This window comes from Burkholderia sp. AU16741 (assembly GCF_002223345.1).
Lineage (GTDB): Bacteria > Pseudomonadota > Gammaproteobacteria > Burkholderiales > Burkholderiaceae > Burkholderia > Burkholderia sola.
In genome coordinates, this window is the sequence record NZ_NKEZ01000008.1 from 1,437,973 (window position 1) to 1,463,769 (window position 25,797).

The 25,797-nt window shown below is 66.2% G+C and carries 23 protein-coding genes; 9 read left to right on the top strand and 14 right to left on the bottom strand.

Features of this window, described 5'->3' with window-relative positions; all coding sequences use genetic code 11:
• Positions 1–11: 11 nt before the first annotated feature.
• Positions 12–815: an EAL domain-containing protein gene (locus CFB89_RS26895; protein ID WP_089470494.1), complete on the bottom strand. Its 804-nt coding sequence runs from the start codon at positions 813–815 to the stop codon at positions 12–14.
• Between the two features lie 104 nt (positions 816–919).
• Here CFB89_RS26895 and CFB89_RS26900 point away from each other — a divergent pair, with 104 nt between their 5' ends.
• Complete coding sequence (locus CFB89_RS26900) at positions 920–1,384, top strand: hypothetical protein (RefSeq protein ID WP_256979766.1); 465 nt, start codon at positions 920–922, stop codon at positions 1,382–1,384.
• A gap of 210 nt (positions 1,385–1,594) precedes the next feature.
• Here the strand turns inward: CFB89_RS26900 and CFB89_RS26905 are convergent, their stop codons facing one another.
• The 9 genes from CFB89_RS26905 to CFB89_RS26945 all read right to left on the bottom strand — a co-directional run bounded on the left by CFB89_RS26905 (position 1,595) and on the right by CFB89_RS26945 (position 12,444).
• A complete protein-coding gene (locus CFB89_RS26905) occupies positions 1,595–2,737 on the bottom strand; it encodes a DUF2827 domain-containing protein (protein WP_089470495.1) in 1,143 nt (380 codons plus the stop codon).
• A gap of 205 nt (positions 2,738–2,942) precedes the next feature.
• Positions 2,943–5,057, bottom strand: coding sequence for a phosphocholine-specific phospholipase C (locus CFB89_RS26910; RefSeq protein ID WP_089470496.1), 2,115 nt, complete (start codon positions 5,055–5,057; stop codon positions 2,943–2,945).
• 42 nt (positions 5,058–5,099) lie between these two features.
• Positions 5,100–5,303, bottom strand: a complete 204-nt coding sequence (locus tag CFB89_RS26915) for a hypothetical protein (protein WP_089470497.1) — start codon at positions 5,301–5,303, stop codon at positions 5,100–5,102.
• A gap of 185 nt (positions 5,304–5,488) precedes the next feature.
• Positions 5,489–5,827, bottom strand: a complete 339-nt coding sequence (locus CFB89_RS26920; RefSeq protein ID WP_089470498.1) for a DUF1493 family protein — start codon at positions 5,825–5,827, stop codon at positions 5,489–5,491.
• Positions 5,827–6,258, bottom strand: coding sequence for an STM2901 family protein (locus CFB89_RS26925; RefSeq protein WP_089470643.1), 432 nt, complete (start codon positions 6,256–6,258; stop codon positions 5,827–5,829). Before CFB89_RS26925 ends, CFB89_RS26920 begins: the two co-directional genes overlap by 1 nt.
• A gap of 523 nt (positions 6,259–6,781) precedes the next feature.
• The gene (locus CFB89_RS26930) at positions 6,782–8,782 is read right to left on the bottom strand and encodes an acetyl/propionyl/methylcrotonyl-CoA carboxylase subunit alpha (RefSeq protein ID WP_089470499.1); all 2,001 of its coding nucleotides are present in this window, start codon (positions 8,780–8,782) and stop codon (positions 6,782–6,784) included.
• Positions 8,783–8,818: 36 nt separating this feature from the next.
• Complete coding sequence (locus CFB89_RS26935; protein WP_089470500.1) at positions 8,819–9,604, bottom strand: enoyl-CoA hydratase/isomerase family protein; 786 nt, start codon at positions 9,602–9,604, stop codon at positions 8,819–8,821.
• A gap of 19 nt (positions 9,605–9,623) precedes the next feature.
• Complete coding sequence (locus tag CFB89_RS26940) at positions 9,624–11,231, bottom strand: carboxyl transferase domain-containing protein (protein ID WP_089470501.1); 1,608 nt, start codon at positions 11,229–11,231, stop codon at positions 9,624–9,626.
• 31 nt (positions 11,232–11,262) lie between these two features.
• On the bottom strand, positions 11,263–12,444 hold the full coding sequence (locus tag CFB89_RS26945) for an isovaleryl-CoA dehydrogenase (protein ID WP_089470502.1): 1,182 nt from the start codon (positions 12,442–12,444) through the stop codon (positions 11,263–11,265).
• A 170-nt stretch (positions 12,445–12,614) separates the two neighbouring features.
• Here CFB89_RS26945 and CFB89_RS26950 point away from each other — a divergent pair, with 170 nt between their 5' ends.
• The gene (locus tag CFB89_RS26950; RefSeq protein WP_089470503.1) at positions 12,615–13,361 is read left to right on the top strand and encodes a TetR/AcrR family transcriptional regulator; all 747 of its coding nucleotides are present in this window, start codon (positions 12,615–12,617) and stop codon (positions 13,359–13,361) included.
• Between the two features lie 66 nt (positions 13,362–13,427).
• Here the strand turns inward: CFB89_RS26950 and CFB89_RS26955 are convergent, their stop codons facing one another.
• A complete protein-coding gene (locus tag CFB89_RS26955) occupies positions 13,428–13,916 on the bottom strand; it encodes a MarR family winged helix-turn-helix transcriptional regulator (protein ID WP_089470504.1) in 489 nt (162 codons plus the stop codon).
• 189 nt (positions 13,917–14,105) lie between these two features.
• Between CFB89_RS26955 and CFB89_RS26960 the strand changes: the two genes are divergently transcribed.
• The gene (locus CFB89_RS26960) at positions 14,106–15,185 is read left to right on the top strand and encodes an aromatic ring-hydroxylating dioxygenase subunit alpha (protein WP_089470505.1); all 1,080 of its coding nucleotides are present in this window, start codon (positions 14,106–14,108) and stop codon (positions 15,183–15,185) included.
• Positions 15,182–16,147, top strand: coding sequence for a PDR/VanB family oxidoreductase (locus CFB89_RS26965; protein ID WP_089470506.1), 966 nt, complete (start codon positions 15,182–15,184; stop codon positions 16,145–16,147). Before CFB89_RS26960 ends, CFB89_RS26965 begins: the two co-directional genes overlap by 4 nt.
• Before the next feature lie 174 nt (positions 16,148–16,321).
• Here the strand turns inward: CFB89_RS26965 and CFB89_RS26970 are convergent, their stop codons facing one another.
• Positions 16,322–16,768 carry a hypothetical protein gene (locus tag CFB89_RS26970; RefSeq protein WP_089470507.1) on the bottom strand — a complete coding sequence of 149 codons (447 nt, stop codon included), beginning with the start codon at positions 16,766–16,768 and terminating at the stop codon, positions 16,322–16,324.
• Between the two features lie 402 nt (positions 16,769–17,170).
• On the opposite strand from CFB89_RS26970, the gene CFB89_RS26975 reads away from it, so the two are divergent.
• Positions 17,171–19,339, top strand: a complete 2,169-nt coding sequence (locus CFB89_RS26975; RefSeq protein ID WP_089470508.1) for a TonB-dependent siderophore receptor — start codon at positions 17,171–17,173, stop codon at positions 19,337–19,339.
• Positions 19,340–19,352: 13 nt separating this feature from the next.
• Here CFB89_RS26975 and CFB89_RS26980 read toward each other — a convergent pair whose 3' ends face one another.
• Entirely contained in the window at positions 19,353–21,278 is a 1,926-nt protein-coding gene (locus tag CFB89_RS26980; RefSeq protein ID WP_089470509.1) for an SMP-30/gluconolaconase/LRE-like region family protein, read from the bottom strand.
• 621 nt (positions 21,279–21,899) lie between these two features.
• A complete protein-coding gene (locus CFB89_RS26990) occupies positions 21,900–23,093 on the bottom strand; it encodes a porin (RefSeq protein WP_089470510.1) in 1,194 nt (397 codons plus the stop codon).
• A gap of 303 nt (positions 23,094–23,396) precedes the next feature.
• Here CFB89_RS26990 and CFB89_RS26995 point away from each other — a divergent pair, with 303 nt between their 5' ends.
• From CFB89_RS26995 to CFB89_RS27010, 4 genes are all read left to right on the top strand, one after another.
• On the top strand, positions 23,397–23,711 hold the full coding sequence (locus CFB89_RS26995; RefSeq protein ID WP_089470511.1) for a hypothetical protein: 315 nt from the start codon (positions 23,397–23,399) through the stop codon (positions 23,709–23,711).
• A gap of 12 nt (positions 23,712–23,723) precedes the next feature.
• Positions 23,724–24,260 (top strand): GNAT family N-acetyltransferase, encoded by a 537-nt coding sequence (locus CFB89_RS27000; RefSeq protein WP_089470512.1) that lies wholly within the window; start codon positions 23,724–23,726, stop codon positions 24,258–24,260.
• Between the two features lie 106 nt (positions 24,261–24,366).
• A complete protein-coding gene (locus tag CFB89_RS27005; protein ID WP_089470513.1) occupies positions 24,367–25,101 on the top strand; it encodes a metallophosphoesterase in 735 nt (244 codons plus the stop codon).
• A gap of 58 nt (positions 25,102–25,159) precedes the next feature.
• A complete protein-coding gene (locus CFB89_RS27010) occupies positions 25,160–25,771 on the top strand; it encodes an alpha/beta fold hydrolase (protein WP_089470514.1) in 612 nt (203 codons plus the stop codon).
• The last annotated feature ends 26 nt before the right edge of the window (positions 25,772–25,797 follow it).

A 25,797-nucleotide genomic window follows, 5' to 3' on the forward strand; every position in this document is an offset into this window, starting at 1 on the left:
CGTTCCTACGATCACGCGGCGGCCGGCGATCGCCATGAAAAGCGAATGCCCTGCGCCCACGTCACGCCGGCATCCACGATGATCTGCCGGTCGGTCTCGCTTTCCACGCCTTCGACGACGACGTGCCGCGCACCTTCATGCGCAAACGCGATCAGCCGCCGGAACTGGTAGCGCCCGATCGCATTGCGCTTGATCATCGACAGGATCGAGCGATCGAGCTTCACGATGTCGGGATTGCCGACCACCAGATTGTTCAATGCACTGAAACCGACACCGAAATCGTCGATCGCGATCCGGCATCCGGCCCGCCGGAAGCGGTATACGAACGACCGGCCCGCGACGGGGTTCAGCGGCCCCGTCTCCGTGATCTCGACCACCAGCCGCGCCGCCACCGACGGCTCGCGCTCGAGCCGCCTGAATATCGCCAGCCACGCGTCGTCCACCACCGCACTTGTCGCCGTGACGTTGCACCCGTACACGGCGCCCGGATCGGCGCGCAGCGCGTCGATCGTGCGAGCCACCACCAGCCGGTCGAACCAGCGCATCAGGCCGAGCGATTCGAGGCGCGGCAGAAAGGCGAGCGGCGGCAGCGCATCGCGCTCGCCCCACCTCAACCGCGCCAGGCGTTCCTCGTACAGCACGCCACCCGACAGATCGGCGCGGCACACGGGCTCGTGCGCGAATCCGAGCCGGCTTTCGACGAAACTGCGTACCGACGCAAGGTCGGGATGATCGTCGCGCGCACCGAACACGAGATCGATTTCGTCGCAATTCGCTTTCCGATTCGCCTCCTGGCGAGCTTCGACCGCATTCATCCGGCGCTCCGGCAAATGGCGAGCCGCGATCGCGGCTCGACCTCAACACCCAGGCGGAACGTGCCAACCTCGACGCGCTCCACCGCCTACCCGGCCTTTCCTGTATGTCGATTTTTTCCGGGGAGCGTACTGGTCGCTTCGGCGCCGTCAAATTCGATATTTTTACGATATTCGATTACTTGAAATACACCATGCACGCACGATGCCGACAGTGCGACAGGTTACACAACACGAATGACGAGAACCTCGAATCCGAATCGCTTGTCTTTTTCATCCGGACGGTTTTATCCAAATCGCCTTTTCCTGAATTTGCTTCTCGCGCGAATCCGGACACCGCCAATCGATCAGATAACCATCATGCGGCGAAGGACCGCCCGCGCCCGATATATCGGCGCGAAATGCCGCTCTCCGCGCATGTCGCCTCCCCGGTTGACACCTGCGCCGCACGCCATTCGATCCTCGCAGCGCGCAATTTTCATGTTTCAAACGATATTATCAAACTCCAAACGCGAACCGATCCCCGGTTAACCAATAATACCAATTTCAATTATATGAAGATTATTAATTGAAACATATTTAACAATCATTCCAACTTGTTAACCTATAAACTTGTTTTTGACGGACTTCCCTCGGAGCCGTCAATTTCGTGCCTTCGAAAACCGTCGAATCCATCGGGTTCGACGGTTTCTTTTTAACGGCACTATTTCGTCAGACATTAGGGCGGGACAAACCCGACGGTGGCCGGCAGCGCAACGGACGTGCGCCGCAGGAAACGTGCCTTATGCCGCCGGCGCGCCGATCAGGTTCGCGAGCAGCGCGTCGTACTCGGCGACGAGCGCCGGATTCGCCGACGTGTAACGGCGAAGGATCTCGCGCTGGCGTCGCGCATACGCTTGCCAGTCGTCGTCGTGCGTATGCAGCGCGCGCAGCAGCGCATCGGCGCCCTGCTGCACGTCGTTGTCCGGATAGTAGTAGCCCAGATCGGGGGCGAGACTCGCGTTGTGCACGAGCGGATAACCCTGCCAGCACACGTCGAAATAGAAATAGTTCAGCGGGTTCGACCATTGGTGCGACACGACGATATCGGTCAGGTCGGCCAGGAACAGCGGCGTATCGAAGCGCCCGACGAAGCTTGCCTTGCCCGCGCGCACGATGTCCAGGTAGTTCATCAGCATCACGAACTCGGGGCTGTCGTGCGCGAGGCGATCGGCATTCGTCACGTGCGCGAAGCAGATCGCGTCGGGGTCGCGGCGATACGCCTCGTCGATGATCAGCATCGGATACACGCAGAACTTCACGACGTTGTGGTTCGGCTCCATCACCGTGAGCCGCTTGCCAGGCTCGCTGCGCGGCCGGTATTCGCCGTGCTCGGGCAGCGACTGCGCCCGCTCGGTCAGGAACATCGGATCCCACACGAACGGCACGACACGCCCCGGACAGCGGCGCAGCGACTGCAGGAACGGCAGCGACGACGGCGCGATCTGCGGAATCGCCCACACCTCGTCGTAGCCGCGGTTGATGAACAGCGAATCCCACAGCCGGCGGCCGAACAGCATCGACTCCATCGCGTTGATGTACTCGACACCGCAGCAATAGCTGACGAGCTTCGCGCCGCGCGCTTTCAGGTAGGCCGTCTGCTCGCCGTCGATCTGCCCGCCGAGCTCGATCACCACGTCGAGCGCGTCCTTCATGTCGGCGAACGCGCGCGTGTCGTATACGCTGCGATCCCATGGCAGGGCGTCGGTCAGCGGCACGTCGGTCGTGTTGACCAGCGTCACGCGGTAACCGTGCGGCGACGCCATCAGCAGCTTCGCGAGGAACAGCGCGTTCTGCTTGATGCCGTTGATCCACAGGCTTTCGTCGGGGGCACGCAATCCGATCGTGATACCGATGCGCAGGCCGGTCAGGACAGGAGACGTCATCGTCGGCGGGATGGAAGGTTGAACGGGGATGGCACGGCGCAGTGTAGCGCGCGATGCGCCGCCCGCGTCAAGCGGCGGCGATCCGGCATTCTAGCGGAGCGCCGGCCGCACACTGTCAGGGATGGTCAGCGGCCGGCCCGACCGTGCCAATCGGCCCGCCGGCCGGATGCAACCGGCCGGCGCGTCCTTGCATCGGTTGCCGTCGTCAGATCGCCGCGATCGTCGGCGCCACGGCCGCCGGGTCGGTAATGCTCGGCTTGCCGGTCTCAACGTGGCCCGCGATGCGGCGCGTCCAGCCGGCATTGCCCGCCACCGCGAACTGCAGGTCGTACCAATGGCTGCTGCACGACAGGTCCCAGTGCGCTTCGACGCGCTGCCCGGCCGGGACCGTCAGCGTGCGTGCCGCGCCGCCGTATGCGACATCGGTTGCCGTGACCGTGAGCGGGCCGGTGCCGGCATTGGCGATCGTCACGTAAACGTCGCCGTTCGCGGTGTCGTAGCACGGCGTGATTTCAGGCTTGGCAGCGGCATCCGCGGCGGCCGAACCCGCGAAGCGCCGGAAATAGCCGTTCGGCCCCCACACGCTCACCAGATAGTTGCCGTTCGCATCGAGCGCCCACGTATCGGTCAGTTGCTTGCCCGCTTCGACCGTATAGCGGCGCGGCATCGCGGTGGGGTCGCCCGTATAGACCCAGAAGTGCGCGCCCTGCGTGCCGGTATTCGCGAACGTCACCGCATAGCCTTGCGCCTGCAACTGGCCGGTGACATGCAATTCGTACGGCAGCGCGCGCGCCGGGCGCGTGCCGGGTTCCTGCGCGGTCACGACCTGCTGCGCGGTGCTGGCCGGCGCCGTCTGCGACGACGCCCGCGAGCATTGCAGATCCGCCTGCGCGACATACGCCTGCGTACTCGGCAGGGTCGGCAGCGTCGCATCCGACCTCGAGAAGTCGAGCGCCGAGGTCAGGTCGCCGCAGATCGCGCGGCGCCACGGCGAGATGTTGGTCTCCACCACGCCGAAGCGCTTCTCGATGAATTGCAGCACCGACGTGTGATCGAACACCTGCGAGCACACGAAGCCGCCCTTCGACCACGGCGACACGACGAACATCGGCACGCGCGGGCCGAGGCCGTACGGCAGGTTGTCGGCCGTATAGGTGCCGGCTTGCGTCGCGGTCACGACGTTGTGCCGCTCGAGCGATACGTCCACGGTGCTCATGCCCGAGCCGGGCAGCGTCGGCGCCGACGGCGGCACGACATGGTCGAAGAAGCCGTCGTTCTCGTCGTACATGATCAGCAGGACGGTCTTGCTCCACACGTCCGGATTGGACGTCAGCGCATCGAGGATCGTCGACAGGTAGTACGCGCCGTATAACGGCGTGAACTTCGGATGCTCGGAATACGCGGCGGGCGGCAGCAGCCACGACACCTGCGGCAGCGCGTTCGCCTGCACGTCGGCCTTGAGCTGCGTGATCGGACGCGTGCTCATCCCGCGCGTCTGCAGCGACGAACCGGCCGGCGCGTTCACGAAGTTGTCGAAGCACGCGAGCATGTTCGTGCCGTAGTTGCCGGTGAAGTTGTCGAACCCGGTGCCCTGCTGATAGATCTGCCACGAGATGCCGGCTTTTTCGAGGCGTTCCGGGTAGGTCGTCCAGTTGAAGGGCGGCAGCTGGACCTTGTCGAACTGATTGTCGATGTAGTCGGTGTTGTCGAGCAGCGGGCCGCCGCCCGTGCCGAGCGGATCGACCATGCCCGTCATCAGGTACATGCGGTTCGGGTGCGTGTTGCCCGGGATCGAGCAGAAGTAGTTGTCGCACACCGTGAACGCATCCGCGAGCGCGTAGTGGAACGGGATGTCGTCGCGAACGTGATAGCCCATCGTCATGTTCGACTTCTGCACGGCCCACTGGTCCGCGCGGCCGTTGTCGATCGCGCCGTGCGTCGTCGCCCACGTATGCGGCAGGCCGCCGATACATTGCGCGTTGACGCCCGGGTTGGTCGTGTCGTAGCGGAACGGCGCGATCACGCTCGACTTGTCCTCCTGGCGCGGCTGGAACCACACCGGCTTGCCGTTCGGCAGCGTGACCGGGAAGCGGTCGTTGTAGCCGCGCACGCCGCTCAGGTGGCCGAGGTAGTGGTCGAACGACCGGTTCTCCTGCATGAACACGACGATGTGCTGCACATCCTGGATCGTGCCCGTCACGGTGTTCGGCTCGATCGCCAGCGCCTTGCGGATCGATTCCGGCAGTAGTGCGGTGGCGGCGGTCGCGCCGGCGAGGCCGGCCGAGAACTTCAGAAAATCGCGTCGCGAATGAGTGGCCATGCTGGTTGCTCTTGATGGGATTTCTGGTGGAAACGGCCGGTATCAGGAAGCGGGCGACGAAGCAGGCGCGGTGAAACCCGGCGGGCAGCGCATCTGCGCGGTGGCGACCACGGCGCCGCCGCACGCGGCCTTCTGCTGCGCGACGGGCGCGGCCGGTGCGGTCAGGTCGTCGTTGCAGGCGCCGAGGACGGCGGTCAGCGCGACCAGGCCGACGATCGCGAAAGGCCGTAGGGCCGACGTTCGCATAACGGTTCTCCGTGAGGATGATGACGTGACGCGGACGCGAACCCCGCGCCGGTCATATCGACGCCGAGATGCTATGTTCGACGTGTTACACGATGGTGTCGCGCGACAGGGGCCGACGCGCATGCAGATCACCGCGTTGGTGCGGAAATGACAGGTGCGCCATCGACTGGCCCTTTTTCGAACCGTTACATCGTCCACCGCCCGGTTTCAATCGCCGTCTTCATCATTTTGATGGTGAGCGGACGCTCCAGTATTTTGTCCCTGGCGTCGGCACTAAATGGCGACCTGAATACCGTCATCAAGAATCGGCCCCTTCCCAGTTTCCGGGAAGGGTAATAATAATCAATGTCGAAATCAGAAATATCGACACCAAACGTTTCCGAAAATCTCCGCATCAATCTCAACATGGCCCTGTCGGAAATTTCAAGATCGATGCAGAGATCCGTGTCCTCGGTAATCTCGAGCGCGCCCCATAGTGGCGAATCGGCCTCATCCCGCACCATCTCTATCAGACGACCGTCCATTAAAAGCGATCCTCCTGCTTGACCAAGCGATTGTACGTGACTGTCGAGCGATACATGATGACCGATATATCGATAGCGGTAATGACCCAACCGACCACCGGTACGGCCCGCCCGACAAAGGCGCCGAGCTCCCGGGTAAATTTGATCTTGAGCAGCAGGAGACTCCCGAATGACGTTACCGTCGGCAGAATTTTGTACTTGAATTCATAGGGCAACACCTTTCTCGATACCTTGGATGCGATCGAAGTCCCCTTGACCGCTCCGCCGAATTTCCCTCTGGTCGGCACGAACCGCTGACCTAACAAAATCATTGCGATCCCGACAGCATCATCGATACCCAATTCATCACAGGCCACGTCGATAACAATCAGGCAGAAAAGTTCTGGCGGGGTAAGGTCGATATGAATTCCGTATTTATATTTGTTCGCCATCTCAGTCTTTCTCTCGGCTACATTGCGCAGGACACCGGGCCGCACATTCCGGCGATTACGCTAACGCAACCATGTCGAGCATGGGCAGGAACGCGCAGCCGTTTCTCCAATCGAGCCTGATTTACCGGACACCCCGGAAAGCAGTCGCGATCGCGTGCAGCCTTTCTCCACAAGAGGAAGCAGCCAGTTCGTTTTGGCGAAGAAGTCCGGGCGGGTCCGGTTTCGATCTTTGAACAACTGTTGCAATGGGCAAACCGGTGCAAGGCAGCGCTACAGCGCATGTCGAGCGGCCGGTCGCCGGCGAGAATCCCGGGATTATTCAAAAATCTGGAAGATGCGACACGCAAATTATTTGTTTTTGTCTATGCGCGACGAGCGCGACGGTCGCGACACAAGAATGCAATGTCGTCCTGATGCAGGCACATCAAGTATTCACAGTCGGATAGCGTCCGGGACGCTCGAATAATACGGGGCACGACGGTCCGTACGTGAGAGCCGGTAACGGCCCTCACGCGTATGCAACTCAGCCTTCCGCCATCATCAGCAACTGCGCGCCATCAGCCACCTGATCGCCGACGCCGTACAGCACTTCCGCGACGACGCCCGCGCTCGGCGCGCCGATCGTGTGCTCCATCTTCATCGCTTCCATCACGATCAGCGGCGTGCCGGCTTCGACCTTCTGCCCCGGCTCGACCAGCACCGCGATCACCTTGCCGGGCATCGGCGCGGTCAGGCGGCCGCCGCCCTGCTCCGCGTCGCCCGCATGCGCAAGCAGGTTGCGCCATTCGAACGTCTCGGCCGCGCCCTGCGTGAACACGTGGAACGTGTCGCCGTCCGCATACACGCGGCCGCTGCTGCGCACGCCGCCCAGCGTCACGTCGAAATCGAGCGGCGTGGCGCCGCGCGTCCACGCGAACGGTTGGGGGGCCGCGTCACCCACAGCGATGCGCGCGCCGGCGCCGGCGTCGTCGTACGTGACCGTCACGTCCGCTTCGCGATCAACCGCGTGCCATTCGAGCGTGCGGCGATAGCCGCCGTTCAGCCGCCAATCCGGCAGCGAACGCCACGGCGACGCGCCTTCCTGCGCGCCGCCGCCGCGTTCGCGTGCGAGCAGTGCCGCACATGCGAGCGCAAGCATCGCACGCGGCGGCTGTTGCGGCGCGAACAGCGCATCGTGGTTGCGCTCGATCAGCCCTGTGTCGAGATCGGCGATCGCGAACGGCTCGCAGGCGACGATCCGCTGCAGGAACGCGGCGTTGGTGTGCAGGCCGACCACTTCGCACGCGCGCAGTGCACGCAGCATCAGGCCCAGCGCTTCCGCGCGATCCGCGCCGTGCACGATCAGCTTCGCGATCATCGGGTCGTAGAACGGCGTGATCGCATCGCCTTCACGCACGCCGCTATCGACACGCACCGCCGCACCGACGTCGAACTCGACGCCTGCCGGCAACCGCAGGTGTTTCAGCGTACCCGTCGACGGCAGGAAGCCGCGCGCGGGGTTCTCCGCGTACAGGCGCGCCTCGAGCGCATGGCCGCGCACGCGCAGTTCCTCCTGCTTCAGCGGCAGCGGTTCGCCCGACGCGACGCGCAATTGCCATTCGACGAGATCGAGCCCCGTGACCATCTCGGTCACTGGATGCTCGACTTGCAGGCGCGTGTTCATCTCCATGAAGTAGAACGCTTCGCCCGTCATGATGAATTCGACGGTGCCCGCGCCGACGTAGCCCACCGCGCGCGCGGCCGCGACGGCCGCTTCGCCCATCGCCTGGCGCACGTCCTCGTGCAGGCCGGGCGCCGGCGCTTCCTCGAGCACCTTCTGGTGACGGCGCTGCACCGAGCAGTCGCGATCGAACAGGTAGACGGTATTGCCGTGCGTGTCGCCGAACACCTGCACTTCGACGTGGCGCGGGCGCGTCAGGTATTTCTCGATCAGCACGCGGTCGTTGCCGAAGCTGCTCGCGGCTTCGCGCTGGCACGACGCGAGCGCCGCCGGGAAATCGCCGGAGCGCTCGACCACGCGCATCCCCTTGCCGCCGCCGCCCGCGCTCGCCTTCAGCAGCACCGGGTAGCCGATCTGGTCGGCTTCGCGATGCAGGTTGGCCGCATCCTGGTCGTCGCCATGATAGCCGGGCACGAGCGGCACGGCGGCCGCGTGCATCAGCGCCTTCGCGGCAGCCTTCGAGCCCATCGCCGCGATCGCGTCGACCGGCGGCCCGATGAACACGATGCCGGCCTCTTCGCACGCGTGCGCGAAATCTTCGTTCTCCGACAGAAAGCCGTAGCCGGGGTGAATCGCCTGCGCGCCGGTCGCGCGCGCGGCTTCGATGATGCGCTCGATGCGCAGGTAGCTGTCTGCCGCGGCCGAGCCGCCGATATGCACGGCCTCGTCGCACGCGGCCACGTGTTTCGCGTTCGCATCCGCGTCGGAATAGACGGCGACGCTCGCGATCCCGAGACGTTTGCACGTCGCGGCGACGCGGCACGCGATTTCGCCGCGGTTGGCGATCAGAATCTTGTCGAACATGGCTTCGATGTCGTCCGGAAGGTTGAGGTCACGCGATCATTCACGCCACGACGGCGTGCGCTTTTCGAGGAAGGACGCGATCCCTTCGCGCGCTTCGGCGCCGGCGCGGGTCTTCGCGATCCAGTCGGCGGTCTGCTCGATCAGTGTCGCGTCGAGCGCGCGGCCGGCCACGTCGGCGACGAGCCGCTTGCACGCCCTCACCGCATCGGGGCCGTTCGCGACGAGCGTCGCGGCCAGCTTCGCGACCGTTTCGTCGAGCGCGCCGGCCGGCACGGCATCGTGAATGAAGCCGAGCGACGCGGCGCGCGCGCTGTCGAACACTTCGGCCGTCGTGAAGTAGCGCCGCGCCGCGCGCTCGCCCATCGCACGGATGACGTACGGCGCGATCGTCGCGGGAATCAGCCCGAGCCGCGCTTCCGACAGGCAGAACTTCACGCCGTCCGCGGCGATCGCGATGTCGGCCGCCGCGACGAGGCCCACGCCGCCCGCATACGCGTCGCCATGCACGCGCGCGATCACCGGCTTGCCGCAGCAATGGATCGCTTCGAGCATCCGCGCGAGCTTGCGCGCATCGGCACGGTTCTCGTCGTCCGAGTAACCGGCCATCTTCTTCATCCAGTTCAGGTCCGCGCCCGCGCAGAACGCGGCGCCTTCCGCGGCGAGCACGATCGCGCGCACGCCTTCGTGCGCATCGAGCCATTCGAACGCGGTGGTCAGCTCGGCGATCGCCGTCTCGTTGAACGCATTGCGCACGTCGGGACGCGCGAGCGTGACGGTCGCCACGCGGCCGGCTTCGCTTACCTTGATCGTTTCGTATCGCATCGATCGATTTTCCCGGGCGTTACATGCGGAACACGCCGAAGCGCGTGTCGTCGATCGGCGCGTTCATCGACGCGGCGAGGCCGAGCCCGAGCACGTCGCGCGTCTGCGCGGGATCGATCACGCCGTCGTCCCACAGCCGCGCGCTCGCGTAATACGGATGGCCCTGGCGCTCGTACTGGTCGCGGATCGGCTGCTTGAACGCATCCTCCTCCTCGGGCGACCACGAACCGCCCTTCGCCTCGATGCCGTCGCGGCGCACGGTCGCGAGCACCGACGCGGCCTGCTCGCCGCCCATCACCGAGATCCGGGCATTCGGCCACATCCACAGGAAACGCGGGCCGAACGCGCGGCCGCACATCCCGTAATTGCCGGCGCCGAACGAGCCGCCGATGATCACCGTGAACTTCGGCACCTTCGCGTTCGACACGGCCGTCACCATCTTCGCGCCATGCCGCGCGATACCTTCGTTCTCGTACTTGCGCCCGACCATGAAGCCCGTGATGTTCTGCAGGAACACGAGCGGGATCTTGCGCTGGCAGCACAGCTCGATGAAATGCGCGCCCTTCACGGCCGATTCGGAGAACAGGATGCCGTTGTTCGCGACGATCCCGACCGGATGGCCCCAGATGTGCGCGAAGCCCGTGACGAGCGTCGTGCCGAAGCGCGCCTTGAATTCGTCGAATTCCGAATCGTCGACGATGCGCGCGATCACCTCGCGCACGTCGAACGGCTTGCGCGTATCGACCGGAATCACGCCGTACAGGCTCTTCGCGTCGTAGCGCGGCGGCTTCGGCTCGCGCAGCGCGACGGGCGGCACGATCTTCGGTGCGAGGTGACCGACGATGTTGCGTGCGATCGACAGCGCATGCGCGTCGTTCTGCGCGAGATGGTCGGCCACGCCCGACAGGCGCGTATGCACGTCGCCGCCGCCGAGATCCTCGGCGCTCACTTCCTCGCCGGTCGCGGCCTTCACGAGCGGCGGCCCGCCGAGGAAAATCGTGCCCTGGTCCTTCACGATGATCGACTCGTCGCTCATCGCCGGCACGTAGGCGCCGCCGGCCGTGCACGAGCCCATCACGACGGCGATCTGCGCGATCCCCGCCGCCGACATCGTCGCCTGGTTGAAGAAGATGCGGCCGAAGTGGTCGCGATCGGGAAACACGTCGTCCTGGTTCGGTAGGTTCGCGCCGCCCGAATCGACGAGGTACACGCACGGCAGCCGGTTTTCCGCGGCGATTTCCTGCGCACGCACGTGCTTCTTCACGGTGATCGGGTAGTAGGTGCCGCCCTTGACCGTCGCGTCGTTGCACACGATCACGCATTCGCGGCCGGCAATGCGGCCGATGCCGGTGATGACGCCCGCGCCCGGCGCGTCGTCGTTGTACATGCCGTTCGCGGCGAGCTGCGAGAACTCGAGGAACGGCGCGCCCGGATCGAGCAGTTGCGCGATGCGGTCGCGCGGCAGCAGCTTGCCGCGCGACAGGTGCTTGTCGCGCGCGGCCTGGCCGCCGCCCTGCGCGAGCTGTTCGATCTTCGCGCGCAGGTCGGCGACGACCGCCTCGAGCGCCGCGGCATTCGCGCGGAAGTCTTCCGAACGCGGGTTCAGTTTCGATTCGATGATCGGCATCGACGGGGCTCCGTTCGCGTGACGTGGGGCGTTACATCGTTTCCGCGAACAGCTCGCGGCCGATCAGCATCCGGCGGATCTCGCTCGTGCCGGCGCCGATCTCGTACAGCTTCGCATCGCGCCACAGACGGCCGACCGGGTATTCGTTGATGTAGCCGTTGCCGCCGAGGATCTGGATCGCCTCGCCGGCCATCCACGTCGCCTTCTCGGCCGTGTAGAGGATCACGCCCGCGCAATCCTTGCGCACCTGGCGAATGTGGTCGCTGCCCGCCGAGTCGAGGTGGCGGCCGACTGCGTACAGGTACGCGCGGCACGCCTGGAACGTGGTGTACATATCGGCGACCTTGCCCTGGATCAGCTGGAATTCGCCGATCGACTGGCCGAACTGCTTGCGATCGTGGATGTAGGGCACCACCGCGTCGAGACACGCGGCCATGATGCCCGTCGGGCCGCCCGACAACACCGCGCGCTCGTAGTCGAGGCCGCTCATCAACACCTTCACGCCGCCGTTCAACTGGCCGAGGATATTCTCTTCCGGCACCTCGACGTCCTGGAACACCAGTTCGCCCGTGTGCGAGCCGCGCATGCCGAGCTTGTCGAGCTTCTGCGCGACCGAGAAGCCCTTCATCCCCTTCTCGACGATGAAGGCGGTGATGCCGCGCGCATTCGCTTCGACGTCCGTCTTCGCGTAGACGACGAGCGTGTCGCAGTCGGGGCCGTTGGTGATCCACATCTTCGTGCCGTTGAGCACGTAGCGGTCGCCGCGCTTGTCCGCGCGCAGCTTCATGCTGACGACATCGGAGCCGGCGTTCGGCTCGCTCATCGCGAGCGCGCCGATGTGTTCGCCCGATACGAGCTTCGGCAGGTACTTCTGCTTTTGCGCTTCCGTACCGTTGCGGTGGATCTGGTTCACGCACAGGTTCGAGTGCGCACCGTACGACAGGCCGATCGACGCCGATGCGCGCGAGATCTCTTCCATCGCGACCATGTGCGCGGTGTAGCCCATGTTCGCGCCGCCGTATTCCTCGGAGACGGTCATGCCGAGCACGCCGAGATCGCCGAACTTCTTCCACAGATCCATCGGGAACTGGTCGGTGCGGTCGACCTCCGCCGCGCACGGCGTGATTTCCTTCGCCGCAAACGTCGCGACGGCGTCGCGCAGCATCTCGATGTCTTCACCGAGCATGAATTGCACGCCGGGCAGGTTGATCATGTCTCCTCCGTCTCCAGAAAGTGTGTCGCATTCACCGATTTCTGAGTTTTGCTCAAATCGAATGAATACGGCTATTCATTGACCAATACAGCGGAAATTTTGCACAGTTTCGCGCCTCGCCGGGTTCGGCGTCAATAGTTTTCTGAGTGATACTCAGATATGATGGGAACATGACAGCCGCTCCCGCCGACACCATGACCGCCACCGCCAAAGCCGACCGCGCCGACACGCCGCGCGCCCCCGCCGGGCGCAAATCCCAGCAGCGCGTGCAGGACATCCTGCGCGCCGGCCGCGAAGTGTTCGCCGAAAAGGGTTACGAGCATGCGACGGCCGCCGAGATCGCGCAGCGCGTGGGCGTGTCGGAGGCGACGGTGTTCAGCTATTTCCGCGGCAAGCGCGAGCTGTGCGCGCGCGTGATCGCCGACTGGTACGACGAGATCATCGCCGCGTTCGAGCACGGGATGCCGCGGGACGCATCGGTGCAGCAGCAGTTCGCGTTCATCGTGCGCACCCACCTGCGGCTGATGCTCGTGAACGGCACGGGGCTGTGCGCGCTGGTGCTGTCGGAGGGGCGCGCCAAGCAGCATGCGCTGAGCGACGAGCTCACCGCGCTGCAGCGCCGCTACACGGCGCCGTTGATGGACGTGCTCGCGCGCGGCCAGGCGGCCGGGCAGGTTCGCGCGGATCTGCCGCTGAGCCTGCTGCGCTCGATGGTGTTCGGGCCGATGGAGCACGTGCTGTGGGATGCGATCCTCGGGCACCGCAAGCTCGATACGGAAACGACGGCCACGCAGTTGATCGACATGCTGTGGGCCGCCATGCAGCCGCCGGCGCCGGAGCAGGCCGCGCTGGTGCGCTTCAGGAACGAAGTAGCCGAAGCCGTGCGGCGGCTGGAAGGGCAAGCGTCACGCGCGTGACGCGGATGGGCAGCGCGACGGCCGCCTCGCCGCAGCCCCTGCGCCATCGCTCACGGCGCGCCGCCGCTACGAATCCTCGCTGACCCGCAGCGGCGCGCGGCTTTGCTCGTTGTTCAAATGCACGAACTTGCGCAACAGCCGCATCAGTTCCTGCGAATCGTCGTCGCCCATTCCGTCGAAGAGGCCAGCACGCAGTTCCTTCACCGACGGCATCAGGTGCGTGAGCAGCGCGACGCCCGCCGGCGTCAACAGCAGGCGCCGCTGACGCCGCGGCAGCACCTCGCGAACGATCAATCCTTTCGCTTCGAGCCGAACCGCGAGATCGGCGGTGGTCGACGTGTCGAGCGCCACGCGCTGCGCGAGCGTCACCTGGTCGAGCCCCGGATTCTCGTAGAGCATCCGCAGCACCGCGTATTGCACGGGCGTCACGTCCCGGCCCAGCTTCTCGTAGAACATCGCGACCGCGATCTGGTGCGCGCGCCGGATCAGGTGCCCGGGTTCGTCGTACAGGTCGATCGGGAAAGCCGGCAGGTCGGCGGAATTCGTTTTTTCCATGGATGAGTCGATGACATAGGCGGCGCGCACCGTCGGCATGGCGCCGCGTCGCGCCATTTCCCGGGAAAACCAGTATACCGCTCGCCTTGTCCCGACCCATATCAATGAGTACACTGAATCTCATTCAGTACACGGAATGAAGATCGGGCCGCATCCCCGGCGGCACCGCCCCGAAAGGAGACAACGAACATGTTTCTGAAGAACGCTTGGTATGTGGCCTGCACGCCCGATGAGATCGACGGCAAGCCGCTGGGCCGCAAGATCTGCAACGAATCGATGGTGTTCTACCGCGCGGCGGACGGCCAGGTCGCCGCGCTCGAGGATTTCTGCCCGCACCGCGGCGCGCCGCTGTCGCTCGGCTTCGTGCGCGACGGCGTGCTCGTGTGCGGCTATCACGGGCTCGAAATGGGCTGCAACGGCAAGACGGCCGGCATGCCGGGCCAGCGCGTCGGCGGGTTTCCGGCGATTCGCAGCTTCCCGGCGGTCGAGCGGTACGGCTTCGTGTGGGTCTGGCCGGGCGACGCGTCCGCAGCCGATCCCGCCAAGCTGCCTGCGCTGGCGTGGGCCGAGGACCCGGCCTGGGCGCACGGCGGCGGCCTGTATCACATCCGCTGCGACTATCGGCTGATGATCGACAACCTGATGGACCTCACGCACGAAACCTACGTGCATGCGTCAAGCATCGGCCAGAAGGAAATCGACGAAGCGCCGCCGAAGACGGCGAGCCACGGCGACGAAGTCGTCACGAGCCGCTTCATGGAGAACGTGATGCCGCCGCCGTTCTGGCGGATGGCGCTGCGCGGCAACGGGCTCGCCGACGACGTGCCGGTCGACCGCTGGCAGATCTGCCGCTTCACGCCGCCGAGCCACGTGATGATCGAAGTGGGCGTCGCGCATGCGGGCCACGGCGGCTACGACGCGCCGGCGAACAAGAAGGCGTCGTCGATCGTGGTCGACTTCATCACACCGGAGACCGACACGTCGATCTGGTACTTCTGGGGGATGGCGCGCCACTTCCGGCCCGACGACGACGCGCTGACCGCCGAGATCCGCGAAGGCCAGGGCAAGATCTTCGCGGAAGATCTCGAGATGCTCGAGCGACAGCAGCGCAATCTCGAGCAATGGCCCGGGCGCACGCTCCTCAAGCTCAACATCGACGCCGGCGGCGTGCTGTCGCGCAAGGTGATCGACCGGCTGCTCGCCGCCGAAAACGCCGCGAGCCCGCAGCGGCCCGTGATTCCGGTCGCGCAGGTCAGGGAGGCGTCATGAGCGACGCGACATTGACGGTGCGCGTCGCGCGCAAGTGGCAGGAAGCGCGCGACATCTGCGGCTTCGAATTCGTCAGCGACGACGGCTCGCCCTTGCCGCATTTCGACGCCGGCGCGCATATCGACGTGCATCTGCCGGGCGGGCTCGTGCGCCAGTACTCGCTGTGCAACCACCCGGAACAACGCGATCGCTATCAGATCGCGGTGCTGCGCGAGGCCGACGGCCGCGGCGGGTCGCGCGCGATTCACGACGAAGTCCGGCAAGGCGATACCGTGCGGATCGGCCTGCCGCGCAATCAATTCCCGCTCGCGTCCGATGCACCGCATCATCTGTTGCTCGCCGGCGGGATCGGCGTCACGCCGGTTCTGAGCATGGCGGAGCGGCTGTGCTCGGCCGGCGTCCCGTTCGACATGCATTACTGCGCGCGTTCGGCCGATCGCATGGCCTTCGTCGAGCGCATCAAGGCGGCCGGGTTTCGCGATCGCGTCCGCTTCCACGTCGACGACGGCGATCCCGCGCAACGCTTCGATCTGGCTGCCGTGCTGGCCGACGCGCCCGACGGCACGCATCTGTACGTATGCGGCCCGCGCGGCTTCATGGATGCGGTGCTGAACGCCGCGCGCGAGCGCGACTGGGCCGACGCACGGCTCCACTACGAATTCTTCGGCGGCGCGGTGGCAACGTCCGGCGCGGATCGTGCATTCCAGGTCAGGATCGCGAGCAGCGGCAAGGTGATCGACGTGCCGGCCGAATGCACGGTGATCGCGGCGCTGGCGGCGAACGGCGTCGACGTGCTGACGTCGTGCGAGCAAGGCGTGTGCGGCACCTGCCTGACGCGTGTGCTCGAAGGCGAGCCCGATCATCGCGATGCGTATCTGACCGACGACGAAAAGGCGGCCGGCGACCAGTTCATGCCGTGCTGCTCGCGATCGCGAACCGACCTGCTGGTACTCGATCTGTAGATCGGTAGATGGTAGATGGACCGCCCGACCGCGGCGGCCAACCACCGCCATGGAGACGATCGATGGCGATCCTGCCGCCCATCGGTCAATACACCTGAATTCCCGACCGATCGAGGGTGCTTGCCACCCGACCCCGCCTGACCATCGCACGCCGGCGCACGCCCATCGCGCGGCTCAATCGGCGAGCCGGCAATGCGACAGCTTCAACCCCGGCAGCACCGGGGCATCGACATAGCCTTCGTTCACGCAACTGAACCGGAACGCCGCCGACGTAACGAACGGCTTGATCTCGCCGCCGGGAAATTTCGGCTTCAGCGCCTCTTGGTCGGCCACGTCGAAATGCGTGTCGAACTGCTCGCCGTCGGCCGTCAGCGCGCCGAAGTACGTGCCGCCCGGGTCGCTGCCCATCCGGATCACCGCGCCGACGAACGTGACGCGCTTGCCGTCGTACTTCGCCTTCGCGGCGGCCATGTCCTGCGTATAGGCCTCGATCATGGCGCCGTAGTGCGCGTCGATCGCGGGTTCGGCGTTCGACGCCGCACTCGCGGCCTGGTGAACGCCCGCCAGCAGCGCGCAGGCCGCAAGCGCGGCCGCCGCGAACGGCGCGGAAATCTTCTTCATGGGTGGTCTCCCGTCCAGCGTGGTGGTTGAAATGATCGAAGCCCCGGCGCGATGCCGGTTGAATTCGCTTGCGTCGCTTTAATCGTTCGAATGGCGGTACACGGCTGCGATCACTTCGTCGCCCACGCGGTCGTGCGCGGCGCGCGGCGTCGCGCCGAGCGCGACGTGACAGGAAGATGACATGGTGCGGCCCCCGGCTCTCTCGTTGAATTTCACTGCGTCTGATTTTGGCCGCTACGGTAGCAGACGACCGACAGCGCGGCAACCGACGGCCGGGCATTGCCCGATCACCCCATTACAATTGCAAATAGTTCTCATTACATATATCATGCGCGTCCTGTACACACCGCAATGTCGCGGCCCGCGCCACGATCCTTCGCCTTCCTCTTCCCGCATCGATTCATGCCATCCCGTCGAACGCCCTGCCGTGTCCGGACCTCGCGTCCGTGGCGCACGCGCCTGCCTGCCCTGCTCACCCTGTGCGCCGCGACCGGCGCGCATGCGGCCGGCGCCGAACCCGTTGCCCCCGCACCGGCTCCGGCGACCGCCGCCGAACACGAACTCCCGGCGATCAGCGTCAATGCATCGGCCACCGTCGATCCGACGATCGGCTATCAGCCGCGCACGACGAGCATCGCGGGCGGCGAAAACCGACCGCTGAAGGATATCCCGCAATCGGTCGCGGTGGTCAGCAGCAGCGTGATGCAGGACCAGCAGGCGCGCTCGCTCGACGACGTGCTCGGCAACATCAGCGGCGTCACGCAGACGAATACGCTCGGCGGCACGCGCGACGCGTTCATCAAGCGCGGCTTCGGGTCGAACAACGACGGCTCGGTGCTGGTCGACGGCGTACGCACGCCGGTGCTGCACAGCTATCTCGCGACGATCGATCGCGTCGAAGTGCTGAAGGGCCCCGCTTCGCTGCTGTACGGGATGCAGGACCCGGGCGGCGTGATCAACCTCGTCACGCGCAAGCCGGAAGACACGTTCGGCGGCTCGATCTCCGCGTCGCGCACGAACCACGGCGGCAGCAACGCCCAGTTCGATCTCACGGGGCCGCTCGGCAAGCCCGGCCAGGTCGCGGGCGGCACGCTCGCCTTCCGGCTGACCGGCGAATACGACACGAGCCGCTACTGGCGCAGCTTCGGCCGCGAACGCAGCGCGCTGATCGCGCCCGCGCTGTCGTGGCACGACGCAAACACGTCGATCGACGTCAGCTACCAGTACGTCGACTACACGACGCCGTTCGACCGCGGCACCGTGCTCGTCAACGGCCAGCTCGACGATGCGCTGCGCTATCGCCGCTACGAGGAGGCGTGGTCGCAAAGCAGCAGCATCCAGGAAACGCTGCGTACGCGCATCGAGCACCGCTTCTCCGATGCATGGCGCGTACGTGCGACCTACGGCTGGGGCCGCGACCGCTACGATCAATACCTCACCCGCGCCGCCGCGTTCAACAGCAAGACCGGCACGCTCACGCGCTCGTCCGATGCGAACCTCGGGCGCAACGATTCGGACCAGATCGCGACGCTCGGGTTGCTCGGCAACGTGACGCTTGCAGGCATGCAACACGCGATCTACGTCGGCGGCGAATACGAGCGGCAGCGCAGCTTCCGCGGCGACACGATCCGCGGCAAGGCGACGACGGGCTTCAATCTCTACGATCCCGTATACGGCCTGCTCGCGCCGGGCGGCGTGCCGAATCCGAAGCAGAGCGATTCGCGCTCGGTCGTGCATGCGTACTCGACGATCGTGCAGGACTCGGTGAAGATCACCGATCGCCTCACCGCGGTAGGCGGGCTGCGCTGGGAAAACTGGCAGCAGGAATCGGGGATGGGCCGGCCGTTCGTGTTCGCCGACCGCTCGCGCGGCAGCGTCTGGCTGCCGCAGTTCGGGCTCGCGTATGCGTTGACGCCGGCATTGACCGCCTACGCGAACGTGAGCCGCTCGTTCAAGCCGAACGTCGCGTCGAACGTCGCGGCGCCGCTCGCGCCGGAATACGGCCGCGTGCTCGAGGCCGGGCTGAAGTTCAGCCTGAAACCGGCGATCACGGGCACGCTCGCCGTCTACCAGATCGACAAGCGCAACGTCGCGATCACGGTCGGCGACATCACGTCGACGATCGGCACCGCGCGCTCGCGCGGGATCGAGCTCGACGTGGCCGGGCAGATCACGCGCCACCTGAGCGTGATCGGCAGCTATGCGTATACGAACGCGAACGATCGCGACAGCAACACGCCGCTCGTCAACGTCGCGCGCCACACCGGCAGCGTGTTCGCGGTGTACGACACGGCCATCGCGAACCTGCCCGGGCGCTGGCGCTTCGGCGGCGGCGCGCGGCTCGTCGGCGCGCGGCCCGGCGACACCGCGAACAGCTTCACGCTGCCCGGCTACGTGAGCGTCGACGCGTTCGCCGCATACGAAACGACGATCGGCAAGTTCCCGACCCGCTTCCAGCTCAACGTGAAGAACCTGCTCGACAAGACCTACTATCCGTCGAGCAACAGCAACCTGATCGTCGCGGTCGGCGAGCCGCGGCTCGTCACGCTGACGACGACGGTATCGTTCTGACGCCCTCGCGCGCTCACGGACGCCAGCGATACACGACGATGCTCGAGCCGTTGTAGTTGTCCTTCGTGATCACGTATTCGCCGGTCGAGCGCAGGTACGCCTGCACGCCGTACATCGAGTCGACGTCGTTGCCGACGTCCATCGACGACGCGTTCGAGTTCGTCAGCGTCGCGACGAGCGCACCGGTGTTCAGATCGAAGATGTCGATGTTCGGCACCGTGTGCACATAGCCGACGAACAGGTAGTGGCCGGCCGCCGCGATCGATTTCGGGTTCGCGCTCGTCAGGTTGATCACCGGGTTCGGCGTGCTCGTGTTGCCGTTCTTCCAGCCGCGATAGACCTCGATGTGCCCGTTCATCGCGGTCCAGTCCCAGTTGCCCGCGAGGCCCTGCGCGAGGATCATCGTGTCGCTGTCGGCCTGATAGAGGATGCGCGTCACGGGCGCCACGCTGCTCGGCACGGCCGTCGTCACCGGCTTGCCCCACGACGGCTTGCCGGTCGCGTCGAAGCCCGTCATCGGGTAGCGCGTGATCACGTTGGAGCCGTTCAGTCCGGCCCACACGTCGCCGTTGCCGTCGATGTCGAAGCCGGCCGTCACCTGCAGTGTCGTGTTGAACGGCTTGCCAGGCAGCGAGCCGGCCGGAATCGCGATATAGCCGCTCGCGGCGTTGAAGTAATAGAAGTTGAAGTTGCCGGGGTTCTGCCCCGACGCGACGAGGATCCGGTTGCCGCCGACCGTCACGAGCTGGCCGAAGTGCTGGCCGCGCTGGTAGTCGTTCATGTCGAGGCGCGGGTCTTTCGGATAGGTGAACGGGTCGACCGTGTTCGCGACGAACGTGCCGCCCGCGGTGCCCGTATACACGTTGTTGCCGCTGAAGAATAACGCGCCGTCGGTCGCGGGGTCGGGCGCGGCGATGCCCTCGAAGTTCAGCGCCTGCAGCTTCCATTGCAGCGTGCCGACCGGGCTGTACGAATGCAGATCGGTGCTGCCGTTGCGGCCGAGATCCCAGCCGCCGCCCCACGCGTTGTTCAGCACGTACAGGTTGCCGGCCGCATCCTTGCCGAGCGCCGCGACGCGCGTGAAGCGCTTGTCGCCGACCTGCCCCTTGATGCCCGTCGTCGTGTCGAGATAGCCGCCCTGCACGCCGAACGTGCCGACCTGCACCGGCATTCCGGGCAGCCCGCCGTACACCTTGATGTTCATGTCGGGCCCTTCGTCGCCCACCATCAACCGGCCCATCGACGCATCGAAGTACAGCGACGCCGGCCGCGCGCCGGCCGCCATCTGGAGCGTGCTCATCGCCGCACCGCTCGCGCTGAACTGCGCGACGACGCCCGCGCTCTTGCGCGCGACCCACAGGTTGCCGGCCGCATCGAGCGCCAGCGCGCCGGGGCCCGTGACGCCGATGTCGCGCTGCCACACGCCGTCGGTCGTATAGACGCGCACGCGGTTGCCGTAGAAGTCGCTCACGTACAGCAGGTTGCCGGCCGTCGCGAGGCCCGTGATCACGTCCGCATACTGGATGCCCGTCCACGTGCTGACCGGAATGCGCAGGTCGCGCTGGTTCGTGCTGCGGTTGTAGCGGCCCACCGAGCCGCTGCCGAACGTGCGGTTGTAGCCGAGCGCGACGAACAGCGACGTCGAATTGCCGGTGATCGCGCCGCCCTGGAATTCGTCGTGGATGCCGATCGTGCCGAGCGGCTGGCCGTTCTGATAGATCGCGACCCCGCCCGCGTTCTCGTCCCAGCGCGACGCCGTGTAGATCACGCCTTCGGGCGCGACCCACATCGAGCGCGCGCCGTTGCCGACGTGCGAGGCCAGCGTGCCGTACGTGTTCGCGAGCCAGTCGGTCGAGTATTGCGCCTGCGCGTGGCTTGCCGGCGCCAGCAACGCCATGCACATTCCCAGCAACGCCGCGCGGATTTGTTTCATTGACATGAATAATGCTCCCAGACGAACAATGGTCGACACTGTAAATCGCGGCGCATGAAATATTGGTGATTCCGGCAAACGCGCATTCGTCGCTCCTCCGAATTATTCACTCCACGCCTTTTGCCGTCCGGCGCTTTTTCGTCAACGATTGAAAAATCGACGAACCCACGCCAGTACGGCCTGCCAGCCGTGCTGGTTCGGCGCATTCCCCGGCATTTTCTTCCGGTACATCCAATGCAGATACGTCATTTTTTCTGATATGCCGTATTGCCTTTTCATCCCGGAATTCTTTTTGATTATTACAAATAGAAATTAAAATGAAAGGAGAAAAATATTATTCGGCGCGCTCGGCCGTTCGCGATGTCGCGCACGAAAGGGAAAGCGGGAGGGAAAGGAGGAATGCGGCGGGAACAGCCGCGCGCCGGCTGGGCCGGCACACGGCGGCGCTCGTTCAGCGCGTCAGGGCGAACGTCGGGCCGTCCCGGCCGTCGACGTATTTCGGCAGCGCATCGACGACGTCGATCACGCGTTGCCCATGGAACGGGTGCATCGTCGGTTGCAGGCGAGCATCCCGCAACGACGCCCGCGGCAGCCGCGGGCCCCGTTGCACGCGCAACGATCGCCGCGTCAGAACTTCTGGCGCAGCCCCAGGCTCACGATCGCCTGCGAGCGCGAGTCGGACGAATGGCCGTTCGCCTTGTCGGACACCGACGCGGTCGCGGCCACCGGCCGGCCGAGCGCGTCGAGCGTCGTGCCGGACGCATGCTGGTACGCGCCGAGCAGGTACACGCTGGTGCGCTTCGACAAGTCGTAGACCGCGCCGAGCGTGACGTTGTGATACTGCGCGCGGTTGTCGATGCCGTCGACGTCGCTGCCGCGCGTGTAGCTGTAGCCGGCGAACAGTTGCGTCTGCGGCTGCACGTTCCAGCGCGTGAACACGCCCGCGACGTTGAAGGTCGCATGGCCGGCGAACAGCGACTGGCCGCCGCCGCGGTACTGCACGTTGCTGTAGTTCACGCCGACGACGGCCGGGCCGAAGTCGTACGTCGCGCCGGTCGCGATCACCTGCTGCGACTGCGCGCTCGCGTAGCCTTCGTTGATCGACGAGTTGAACAGCCCGTCGTCGGTGCTCTGCCACTTGCCTGCCGTCGGGTCGGTCGCGCCCGTCTTGCTGTTGTCCGAGCGCTCGTAGCCGACGCCCACGCGCAGCGGCCCGGCGGCGTACGCGGCGCCCACGCTCCACGTGTTGCGCCGCTTCATGCTGCCCGGCTGGCCGCCGAAGCCGTACAGCGCGCCGAACGTGAAGCCCGCGTAGTTCGCGCTCGTGTACTTGATCGCGCTGTCGACGCGCGCGGTCTGGTCGAGATCGTCGATGTCGCCCGGGTGCGCGCCGAAGCCGCCGATGAACGACGACGGACCGACCGGGCTCACGAAATCGTCGAGCGACGTGTACTGACGGCCGAGCGTGATCGTGCCGTAGCGGTCACTGCCGACGCCGACGAACGCCTGCCGGCCGAACTGGCGGCCGCCCTGGCCCGACGTGCCGTTGGTGATGTCGAAGCCGTTCTCGAGGACGAACAGCGCGCGCATTCCGCCGCCGAGATCCTCGGCACCCTTGATGCCCCAGCGGCTGCCGGAGAGGTTGCCGGTCGTGAGCCCGACGCTCGAATGCCCGGTGTACGCGCCCGCCGAGCCGCCCCGTTCGTTGCTGCGATAGGTCACGCCCGCGTCGACGATGCCGTACAGCGTGACGGAGCTTTGCGCGGCGGCGACACCCGCGAGCGAGAGCAGCAGCGGCGCTGCGATCAGTTGCTTGTTCATGGTTGGTTGTCTCCGGGCGGTGAACCCGTTGTTCTAGCTATGGCGAGTAGCGCGCGCGGACGCCGACATCCGCCGGCGGTGCGAGGTCGACGACGTCCGCGCGCGACGACGCAGCGGGCATGCCCCGCTGCGGCCGGTATGGTAGTTGGAACCGGTTCCGTTCCAAAGCGGAATAATGGCAACAGTTTCTTGTCAAAATCGAGATAGTCGGCGAGCGGCCGGAAGCGCGGCTGCCGCGCCTGTACAGCGCGAGGCGACGCGGACGATAATCGGCTGCGCGCCGTCCACCGGGAGAGCTTCTTCGTGCACGAAACGACCCTGCTGATCTTCGCCGCCGTCGCGTTCGTCGGCATCGCGACACCCGGCCCGACCGTGCTGCTCGCGCTGACCAACGGCTCGCGCTACGGCGTGCGCCGGGCCGCCTACGGTTTCGCGGGCGCGATGCTGTCCGACTTCGTGCTGCTCGACGGCGTCGTGATGTTCGGCTACGCACTGCTCGGCGCACGCGCGGTGCGGCTGCTGAAGCGCTCGGGCGCGCTGTGGCTCGAACGCACGTGCGGCGCGATGCTGCTCGCGCTCGCCGGTTCGCTCGCGCTGTACCGGCGCCATGCCGCATAGGCGCCGGGCTCCATGAAAATCGCCGCGCCGCCGCGCGCCGGCTTCCCCGGCCTGTCGCTCAGGCAACTCGAACGCGCGGATCTCGACGCGTGGTACGCGTATCTGTCGAATCCCGACGTTTTCCGCCACACGAGCTGGAACCTGCGCTCGCCCGACGATCTGCTGCCAGTGTTCGACCACATCGAATCGGCCGATCCGGATTCGATCCGGCGTCTCGCGATCGTCGACACCGCATCGGGCGCACTCGTCGGGACGGTCGGGCTGCATACGGTGTCCACCGTGAACCGCTCGGCGGAGATTGCGTACGACCTCGCGCCGTCGCACTGGGGGCGCGGCATCGCGAGCGCGGTGTGCGACGCCGTCACCGCGTGGGCGTTCGCCGAAGGCGGCTTCATCCGCATGCAGGCCGTCGTGCTGACCAGTAATACGGGCTCCGCGCGCGTGCTGCAGAAGTGCGGCTACCGCTACGAAGGGCTGCTGCGCGCCTACAAGATGGTGCGCGGCGCGCCGGGCGATTTCGCGATGTACGCACGGCTCGCGACCGACTGACGCGCCCCTGCGCCTGCGCCGCCCATCCCGCACCGATGCCGTGAAGCGATTGGACGCCCCGCGCCGAATTGGCGACAATCGCCGTTCCCCTCATCGCCTTGCCGCCATGAAAATCGCCGCGCTATCCGACATCCACGGCAACCTCGCCGCGCTCGACGCGGTGCTCGACGACGTCCGCCGCCGTAGCGCCGACGTGATCGTCAATCTCGGCGACATCCTGTCGGGCGCGCTCCATCCGGCCGAGACGGCCGATCGCCTGATCGCGCTCGACCTGCCGACCATCAAGGGCAATCACGAACGGCAACTGCTGACGCGCGAGCGCGGCGCGATGGGGCTGTCGGATCGTTGGGCGCACGACACGCTGCGCGCCGACCACCGCACGTGGCTCGCCGCGCTGCCCGAACGCCTGATGCTCGACGGCGACGTGCTGATGGTGCACGGCACACCGGCCAGCGACCTCGTCTATTTCCTCGAAACGGTCACGCCCGATGGTTGCCGCGCGGCCACGCCCGACGAAGTCGCGCAGCGCGCGGGCGACACGGCGGCCTCGCTGATCCTGTGCGGCCACACGCACGTGCCGCGCACCGCGAAGCTCGGCGACGGCCGGCTGATCGTCAATCCGGGCAGCGTCGGGCTGCAGGCGTACGCGGACGATCTGCCGCATCCGCACCGGATCGAGACGGGCTCGCCGCATGCGCGCTACGCGATGGTGTCGCGCACCGCGGCCGGCTGGAACGTCGAATTCCATGCGGTCGAATACGACTGGCACACGGCCGCCGCGATCGCGGCGTCGCGCGGACGCGACGAGTGGGCCGTCGCGCTGCGCACCGGCCGCTGCTGACCCGCGCGCAGCGCCCGGTCACCCCCTTCGCTTTTCAATCACAGGAACACGAAACGTCATGCCCGTCCCGTCCCAACTGCTCTTCCTGCCCGGCGCATCGGGCAGCACCGCGTTCTGGCAGCCGCTGGCCGGCATGCTCACGCATCCGGCCGAGCGGCGGATCGTCGCGTATCCGGGCTTCGGCGACACGCCGCGCGACCCGGCGGTCGACGATTTCGACAGCCTCGTGCGTCATGTGCTCGCCAGCATCGATCGGCCGACCGCCGTGATCGCGCAATCGATGGGCGGCGTGATCGCGATGCGCGCGGCGCTCGACAAGCCGGATCTCGTCACGCATCTCGTGCTGACGGTCACGTCCGGCGGACTCGACATGGCCGGGCTCGGCGCGCAGGACTGGCGCGCCGGTTTCGCCGAAGCGAACCCGCGGTTGCCCGACTGGTTCATCACGTTTCGCGCGGACCTGTCGCAAGACATCGGCCGTATCGCGCAGCCGACGCTGCTGCTGTGGGGCGACGACGATCCGCTCAGCCCGGTCGCGGCCGGCCGGCGCCTGCTCGAACGGCTACCCGATGCGCAACTGCATGTCGTGCCGGGCGGCCGGCACGATCTCGCGGCCGTGCACGCGGAAGCGCTCGCGCCGCTCGTCGACGCACATCTGCAACGCGTGTGAAGTCGCACACATCGCACATATCCCAC